Annotated in this window: 7 protein-coding genes; 5 read left to right on the plus strand and 2 right to left on the minus strand. The window is 70.9% G+C overall.

Translation table 11 applies throughout. The features are described from left to right. Positions 1–151 precede the first annotated feature (151 nt). The 4 genes from E2C05_RS25775 (at position 152) to E2C05_RS25790 (ending at position 4741) form a co-directional block, all read left to right on the plus strand. Positions 152–957 (plus strand): IS5 family transposase gene (locus tag E2C05_RS25775; RefSeq protein WP_133222511.1). Its coding sequence is split into 2 segments (ribosomal slippage): positions 152–479 and positions 479–957, totalling 807 coding nucleotides; the frame shifts between segments, so codons are not numbered across the junction. Positions 958–987: 30 nt separating this feature from the next. Next, positions 988–1440, plus strand: a complete 453-nt coding sequence (locus E2C05_RS25780) for a hypothetical protein (RefSeq protein WP_133222512.1) — start codon at positions 988–990, stop codon at positions 1438–1440. A 1322-nt stretch (positions 1441–2762) separates the two neighbouring features. Continuing rightward, entirely contained in the window at positions 2763–3884 is a 1122-nt protein-coding gene (locus E2C05_RS25785) for a serine hydrolase domain-containing protein (protein ID WP_133222513.1), read from the plus strand. A gap of 578 nt (positions 3885–4462) precedes the next feature. Beyond that, positions 4463–4741: a hypothetical protein gene (locus E2C05_RS25790; protein WP_133222515.1), complete on the plus strand. Its 279-nt coding sequence runs from the start codon at positions 4463–4465 to the stop codon at positions 4739–4741. Positions 4742–5401: 660 nt separating this feature from the next. On the opposite strand, the gene E2C05_RS25795 is transcribed toward E2C05_RS25790, so the two are convergent. After that, on the minus strand, positions 5402–6115 hold the full coding sequence (locus tag E2C05_RS25795) for a type 1 glutamine amidotransferase domain-containing protein (RefSeq protein WP_133222517.1): 714 nt from the start codon (positions 6113–6115) through the stop codon (positions 5402–5404). Between the two features lie 101 nt (positions 6116–6216). Between E2C05_RS25795 and E2C05_RS25800 the strand changes: the two genes are divergently transcribed. Beyond that, a complete protein-coding gene (locus tag E2C05_RS25800) occupies positions 6217–7110 on the plus strand; it encodes a LysR family transcriptional regulator (RefSeq protein ID WP_133222519.1) in 894 nt (297 codons plus the stop codon). A 304-nt stretch (positions 7111–7414) separates the two neighbouring features. On the opposite strand, the gene E2C05_RS25805 is transcribed toward E2C05_RS25800, so the two are convergent. Next, on the minus strand, positions 7415–7922 hold a 508-nt coding region (locus E2C05_RS25805; RefSeq protein ID WP_205083068.1), incomplete at its 5' end, for a GNAT family N-acetyltransferase.

Raw genomic sequence — 7922 nt, forward strand, 5'->3', positions numbered from 1 at the left:
GGCTCGCCAAGGACTGGGAGTGCCTGAACCGGTCAGGCCTGTGCTTCCTGCGCTGGGCCTCCGTCCGCCTCATGCTGCGAAGGCTCTGCCAAACCAGAACATGATCCCGGACGGACTCTAACAGAACCTGGTCTGGCGCGTTCTGACTGGCATGAGCAGACCCCTTGTCCCTGATGCGCTCTGGGCGGTGGTGGAGCCGCTGTTGCCGCCCGAACCGCCGAAGCCGAAGGGCGGCCGACCCCGCCTGCCTGACCGTGCAGCGCTGACCGGCATCCTCTTTGTCCTGCAGTCGGGCATCCCGTGGGAAATGCTGCCCCAGGAGATGGGCTGCGGCTGCGGCATGACGTGCTGGCGCCGGCTGCGCGATTGGCAGGAAGCTGGTGTGTGGGACCGCCTGCAGCGTGCGCTCCTTGACCGCCTCGGGCGGCGTAACGCCATCGACTTTCGGCGCGCCGCCCTCGACAGCGCGTCGGTTGCGGCAAAAAGGGGGGTGCACAGACGGGGCCGAACCCAACGGATCGGGGCAAGCCGGGCTCGAAGCGCCACATCCTCACCGATGCCAACGGCATCCCGCTCGCGGTCCGCCTGACGGCTGCCAACGTGCATGACAGCAGGATGCTGGAGCAGATGGTCGATGCCGTGCCGCGGATCCGGCAGCCCTGGGGCAGGCCTCGCAAGCGCCCCAGCAAGCTGCACGCCGACAAGGCCTACGATCATCGCCGCTGCCGCCAAGCCCTGACCCGCCGCAGCATCCAGCCCCGCATCGCACGCCGCGGCATCGAGAGCACCGCCGGGCTGGGGCGGCATCGGTGGGTCGTCGAACGCACCCTGGCTTGGTTCGGCCAGTTCCGCAGGCTGGCGATCCGCTACGAGCGCCGTGCCGACATCCACTCCGCCTTCCTCACCCTCGCCTCAGCCATCATCGCCTGGCGCTTCGTCAAACGGTGGTTCTGTTAGACGCTCTTAGATGCTTTTGGGGCCGCAGAAGTGCCTGGCTTCGAGAAAGACGTGACGACTGCACTAGATCAGGCCGACGAGTCAACAAAACAGACAATCTTCCAAACCTATCCTAGCAAGATTTTCGTGCGACCTGCAATTACGATGCTTGCCGAAGCTAGAGGATGGAGACACGCAGAAAGCATATTTTCAAATTGCATTGTACTTCTGCTAGATCAATTTCGCTCGGACGACATCAGACCGTTTGTAGAAGCGGTAGGAGGGAACGGCCAAGTCTGGGACGCTTCGGGAATTCCAGACTCGCTTGCATCAGCAGTTGACCAATTAGGCGCAGCAAAAAATTTGGGCGCCAACAGTGATTGGCAGTTTCTGCGTGACAAACTGAGCGCCCACTATCGCGACGATGCCTATTCTGATACTTGGGAAAAGCTACAACATTATGATATTGTAATGGTAGTGCCTCCAAAACCGGAAGAAGACTAGCGGCTCAGGTCAGTTCGTGTGTCGTCCGTTGTCCTTAGCCACTTGCCGCCACTACACACAGGCACTACGCTGCTGTGTAGTAGCGCCTTGCAAGCTGTTGATTTTGCTTCTGGTGGGAGAGAGGATGGAGTTTCCCACCCTCTCCGCCAGTTCCCCTACGAGCCGCGCTCTCCGACCGACCGGGCGCCGCGATGAGTGGCAGGTTTCCCGGGATTTTCAGGGCGGATCTGTCGTCTGGTCGGGTCCGGAGATGCCCGAAAATCGTTCTCTAAAGCTCGTTTCTCCCCGGGCCTCCTGACTTTGCCGCTTCAGCACAGAGCGCAGAAACCTAGGCAAGAGGCCGGTTCATGCGCGTTGGGTGCTTGGCCTGGTTCGAACCCCGCTTGCCCGAAATCCGTACTTCGAGAGCGAACGCTTTGGTACGGATCTGGCGCCCCCGGTCATACCGCCGCGCCGATGCACTGACTCGGCTGTGACGCCACGGCGTCGCCTGTCGTGATTCCTCCACCCTAATGGCGAGCACGGAGGGGACGATGGGAGCGGCGCTGGAGATCCGGGCGGACCTGGCGAGCCGCCGCTGCACCCGATGTCTGATGATAAGGCCAAGGCTGCGTCCGGAAAAAGGGGCGGCGCGACGTGCTGACATCGGCGACTGATGCGAACCCGGGCAAGCGGATCGACCTCTGGTTCATGGACGGTTGGACGCACTGCGTCCAACCGCGTCGGCCAGAAGGGCCGGACAGGGTTCCGCTGGTGGGTGCGCGGCGAGCGCCCAAGCGGGCGGTGCGACCGGCGCTTCGCATGGGCCTATCTGTTCGGCGCGGTGCGCCCGGCCACCCGGCGGCGACTTCGCCCTCGCGCTGCCGGAACTGTCCACCGGCGCCATGCAGGCCTTCCTCGACCACTTCGCGGCTATGCTGGCCGAGGATGCCCATGCCGTGCTCGTGCCGGGCAGGACGGCACGGATTCCGGAACCTCGTCGTGCCACCGAGCATCATGCTCGTGCCGCTGCCGCCCTGAGCGCCCGAGCTGAACCCGGTCGAGCGTGTCTGGCTGCTCCTCCGCAGGTGCTGCCTCTCCCACCGGCTGCTCGAAGGCAAAGACGGCCCAGTCAGTGCCCGCTGCGAGGCATGGGACGCGCTGACGCCAAGGCGCCTCCGGTCCCTCTGCGCGTTCCCATGGCCCGCGAAGGTCAGTTCCTAGGCCCGGCGGCATGATGCGCACCAAGCGCTCGATACCCAAGGCGATCCGCCGGCCTCGGCCCAGGGGCGACTTTCGTGGCCGCGGCTGATAGGCTCGATGGCGGCGAGGCGCCGGACAGGATGGACACGACACCCGAGGACCAGGGCGATGCCATCCGCAACTGGCCGCATCGCCGGATCCGGTGCGGCACCGCGGTGCGGTCGCTGCCGTCGGCTGCGGGATCGCTCGTGGGCCTGACCGTCGAGATGGGCGACCAACGCCTCGGCCTCGACGACATCATGGCCCGTTGCCGCATCGCCGGGCTGCTGATCCTGAAGCGCGGCGCGGTGGCGGTGGAACGCTACGGCGTCGGCGGCGGGCCGGAGATCCTCCGGACGAGCTACTCGACGACGAAGTCGGTCACCGCGACCCTGGTCGGCGCGGCGCTGCAGGACGGGGCGATCGGCAGCCTCGACGATCGCTGCGACCACTACCTGCCGCAGCTGCTCGTCTCGGCCTATGCAGGCGTCACGATCCGCAACGCGCTGCGGATGTGCTCCGGCGTGGCCTGGAACGCCGCGGAGGACGACCATGCCGATGCCGGGCGGCTGCAGCAGGCCCTGGCGAGCCGGCGGGCGGGCTCTGTCCTGCAGATGCTGTGCGGCCTGCCACGGGCCCGGCCGCAGGGCACGGTCTTCGCCTATGCGACCGTGGACAGTTGCGTGCTCGGCGCCCTCGTCGCGGCCGCAACGGGCCGGCCGCTGGCCGACTACTGCGCCGAGAGGATCTGGGGGCCGGCCGGCATGGAGGCCGACGGCGCCTGGGCGCTGGACGCCAAGGGCGGGCTGGAACAGGGCGGGTTCGGCATCGCCGCGCGCCTCCGGGACCTCGGTCGGTTCGCCTTGCTGGTGCTGGAGAATGGCGAAGGCGCCGATGGCCGGCGCACCCTGCCGCCCGGCTGGCGCGATCTCGCCGGCCAGCCGGATTGCGCCGCCACCGGCTTCGGCCGGCTGCATCCAGGCAGTCCCATGGGGTATGGCTACCAGTGGTGGGTGCTGCCGCATGGGCCGACCGGCCTCCATGCCGGCGCCTTCGTGGCGACCGGTGCCTTCGGCCAGTACATCTACGTCCATCCGGCCGAGCAGGTGGTCATCGCCATCCAGGGCGGCTGGCGCCAGCACTACGACACCGAGGCCGAAGCGATGACCTTCGCGCTGTTCCGCGCTGCGGTGCGCGCCCTCCGCTCCAGCCCGGGGTCCTAGGCCCGGCCCCAAGGACCTCCGCATGGCGGCACGCCGCGCCGAAGCCGTCCGGGCCGGGCGGCATCGGGTGGCCCGCCTCGTCCACCAGCACGGCATGGCGGCGCCGAGATCCCGGCCTGGCCTGCCGCCCACCACCGACAGCAGGCATGCCGTCCCGAGTGCCGCAAACCTGGTGCAGCGGCGGTTCGCGGCGCCGGCGCCCGACCGGATTTGGCCGGCCGACCTCGCATGCATCGTTGCCAGATAGGGCTGGCTCGACCTGGCCGTGGGGTCGGCAGCCGCGCTGCGGACAATGGCGGGCGCCGATGATCCGGCGCGGCCGCCATGCCCACCGGCAGCGGCGTCCGTCGCCCCCGCCGGCAATGCGGCGGGGCAACCGGCGCCACCGCGGCGAGCCCCTGTCCCGCGTCAAGGACGCAGGTGCCGTAAATGTTTCGACAAGCAATTCTTGGTCTTTAAACCGAAGCTGTTCTACCGCGCCGCCTCCGAGCCGGCGCGCCTTGGCAAGCGGGGACCAAATGTCTCCGCCATGCGGCGGGACGCACCAGAAGGTGCACACCACCCGAGAGGATCATGCGATGATATCGCTGGTTATGGCTGCCGCCGATCTCAGGAACCGCTCGTATCGGCATGAGGCAGCGGACGCGACCGTGCCCAAGCGGACCAGACGCCAGGACAGGGGCGGGATCCATGCTGCCGTGTTCCTGGGGCCCATGCTGCCGCGCGTGACCCTGGACGCACAGACGCACATGCTGTGCACGCAGGATGTGGCCACGGTCTCCGGCGGAGGGGCTGGCGACTACGGCGCGTCGTTCGACCCGGCGCAAGACCAGATGGAACTCGACGTCCGGGCGTGATGCCGGTCGCGCGCCGGGATCGGCGCGAGACGAGGGATGCACAGGCCGGCGAGGCCCATGCATCGGTGCCGAAGGTTGCATGGGCGAGGGCGCGGCGCCGGTCGCCCATCGCAATCTTTCCGCGCCTGTGCCGTCGCCGCCCGCCGTGGGATCCAGCCTCCGGGGCCGCCCAGGCCCAGGCCTTGGCGTCGCTGCCTCCCGGCAGCGACGGGAGGGGCGGACCATCGGCCTGCCCTCGGGCAACGCCGCGCCGACGGGAGGCCCGGGCCGACCCGTCCTCGTCGGGCCACTTGGCCATGACGGGCCATGCCGAGACCGGGGAACCGCCGCCCAGCGAGGCCGGCGAGACGGGCCGAGCAACCGCGGCGCAGCCCTTCGGGCCCCGGTCGCCACCGGCCGCATGATCCACGAGGGCAGCCGCGCCCCGGGGCATCGGAACGGTCCCGCCAGGCGCGGGCCGGGCGCCAAGCCGACTGCGGGATCGCCCCGGATATCGTCTGTCCGCCGCTCAGCCCCGGACCTGGCCCGGGCCTGGGCGCCGCGCGATCGGCGCCATCATGGCGGAGCGGAGACGCGGGGCGACCGGACAGGCATGCGCCACGGCGGCGGCGGCAGGCAGCGGCCCGGTCGCATGGCCGGCGCCGGCCTCGCGGCGCCCCGTCAGCGTGCCGCCCCCTGCGCCAGCGCCAGCGCCTGCAGCACCAGCGCCGCGACCGGCCCCGCCGAAGCGGGGTTCTGGCCCGTCACCAGCAGGCCGTCGCGCAGGGCGAAGGGCTGGAAATCCGGCGCGGCTTCGTGCCGGGCGCCGAGGTCGCGCAGGCGCGCTTCCAGCAGGAACGGCACCGCGCGGTCCAGGCCGACCGCCCGCTCCTCGCTGTCGGTGAAGGCGGCCAGCCGACGACCGGCGACGAAGGGGGAGCCATCCGGCTTGCGCGCCGAGACCAGGCCGGCCGGCCCGTGGCAGACCGCGGCGACGACCCTGCCCGACCGATCGAACCGCTCCACCAGGCGGGCCAGCGGCTCGGAGCCGGGGTAGTCGAACATCGTCCCGTGCCCGCCCGGCAGGAACAGCGCGTCGAAGCCATCCGGGTCCAGCGTGGCGAAGGCGGGCGTGCCCGCCACGGCCGCGCGCAGGGCGTTGTCGCGGAGGTAGCGCTCCACGGAGGCGTCGTTCTCGCCCGCCTCCTTCACGCTGCGCGGGTCCACGGGCACCGGACCGCCGGCGATGGAGGCGAGCGTCACCGCGGCGCCCGCATCGCGGAAGGCATACCAGGGGGTCGTCAGCTCCTCGAGCCAGACGCCGGTCGCTTCGCCCGTACTGGCCATGGTGGCGGCGGATGTGGCGATCATCAGGATCCCCGGATTGCGTGCCATGTCCTGGCCTCCTCTCGTCGAGGCCCGGATGTAGCGGCACCGACCCATCACGACAGCAAAGGTAAGATGACGGGACCCATAAGCTGGCTTATGGATTTGCGATGTCCCTCGCGCATCTGCGGACCTTCATCGAGGTCTATCGCCGCCGCTCCCTGACCGGGGCGGCGCGGATGCTCGGCCTGACGCAGCCCGCGGTGTCGCAGCAGGTCGCCTCGCTCGAGACCCTGCTGGGGCGCCCGCTCTTCGAGCGCCATGCGCGGGGCGTGCGGCCGACGGCGGTCGCCGACGACCTGGCCGCGAGCCTCGGCGACAGGCTCGATCAGGCCGAGGCCGCGCTGGCATCGGTCCGGGCACGATCGACCCGCCTGTCGGGCACCGTCCACCTGGCCGCGCCGTCGGAATACCTGGCGGAACGGGTCGCGGGCCGGCTGAAGCCGCTGGTCGAAGCGGGGCTGGAACTGCGCCTGCATGTCGGGGGCAAGGATGCGCTCTATGCGATGCTCCTGGACGACAGGGTGCATCTCGCGCTCACCGCCTCGCGGCTGGAGGACCGCCGGCTCGCCTACCAGCGGGTCGGCACGGAACGGCTGGTCGCCGTCGCGGCGCCGGCGGAAGCGCGCAGGATCCTGGCGAAGCCGCGGCTGGCGGACGGCCTGAATGCCTGCCCGCTCCTGGCCTACGATCTCGACCGGCCGCTCATCCGCGCCTGGCTCGATGCCAACGGGCTCGGTCCGCCCACGCAGCTGCCGGTCGCCACCGCGCCCGATCTGCGGGCGATCCGCGCCATGCTGCGCGCCGGGCTCGGCTGGTCGGTCCTGCCCGACTACCTCCTCCGGGCGGATCTCCGCGATGGCGTGCTGGTCGAGATCCCGGCCCCGGCCACGACGCCGGAAAATGCCTTCCACCTCGTCTGGGTGCGCTCGGCGCTGCGCCATCCGCGCGTGGCGGCGGCGCGCGATGCGCTGAGCCGGGCGCTGGCGGTGGACGCGGACTAGTGTCCTGCCCGCTGCGGTCGCAGCCACCGGCTGCGACCGCAGCGGGCAGGACACTGAAAACAACGGCGAGCGGCCCGGACCGAAGGGCGCCACCAGTGGCGGCGAACTTCGGATTCGGGACGCTGGAGCGGCTTCCGTTCGCCATGGCGCACGGCAACCGCCCTAATCTTGTGGATCGACGAGCATCTTCACCCGTCAGGTGAGTCCACCTGATCGGGATCTGCTCCAGGCGCACGCCAGGCCGCGGCGGATCCGCCCGCCACGGCGCGCCTGCCCGGGGCGCGCCCGGTCGGCCGGCGCCGCCTCATCGCCGCTTCCGCAGGGCGCGGACGAAGCCGGGACCGGCCGGGGCGAAGCCCAGCGCATGGGCGAAGCCGGGCAGCGATGCCTCCCCCGACGGCGCCGCCAGTTCCAGCATCGCGCAGCCGGCATTGCGCGCCGCCTGGGCCGCCGCCTCCACCAGCAGGCGGCCCAGGCCGCGGCGCCGGTCCTCCGGCCCGACCAGCAGCAGGTCGATCCGCGCCACCGGCCGGTCCTCCAGCAGGGTCCGGTGCCAGTGCAGCGTCACCAGGCCGCTGGGCGGCCCCCACTCCACCGCGACCAGCGCCGTCCCGGCGCCCTGCCGCAGCGCCTCCAGCCGGGGGAGGAGGGCAGCCGCCGGCAGCGCCACGCCCGCCGCCGCCAGCAGCAGGCCGAGGCCGGGCGCATCGGCGCCGGTGGCCGCGCGGATCTCGAGACCGTGGCGGGACTTCATGCCGGCGCCCGCCCGGCCCCGCCGGCCGGTGCCTGCGGCGACCGCCGGCGCCGCGCCC

Source organism: Paracraurococcus ruber (genome assembly GCF_004353985.1).
In the GTDB taxonomy this organism is placed as follows: domain Bacteria; phylum Pseudomonadota; class Alphaproteobacteria; order Acetobacterales; family Acetobacteraceae; genus Paracraurococcus; species Paracraurococcus ruber.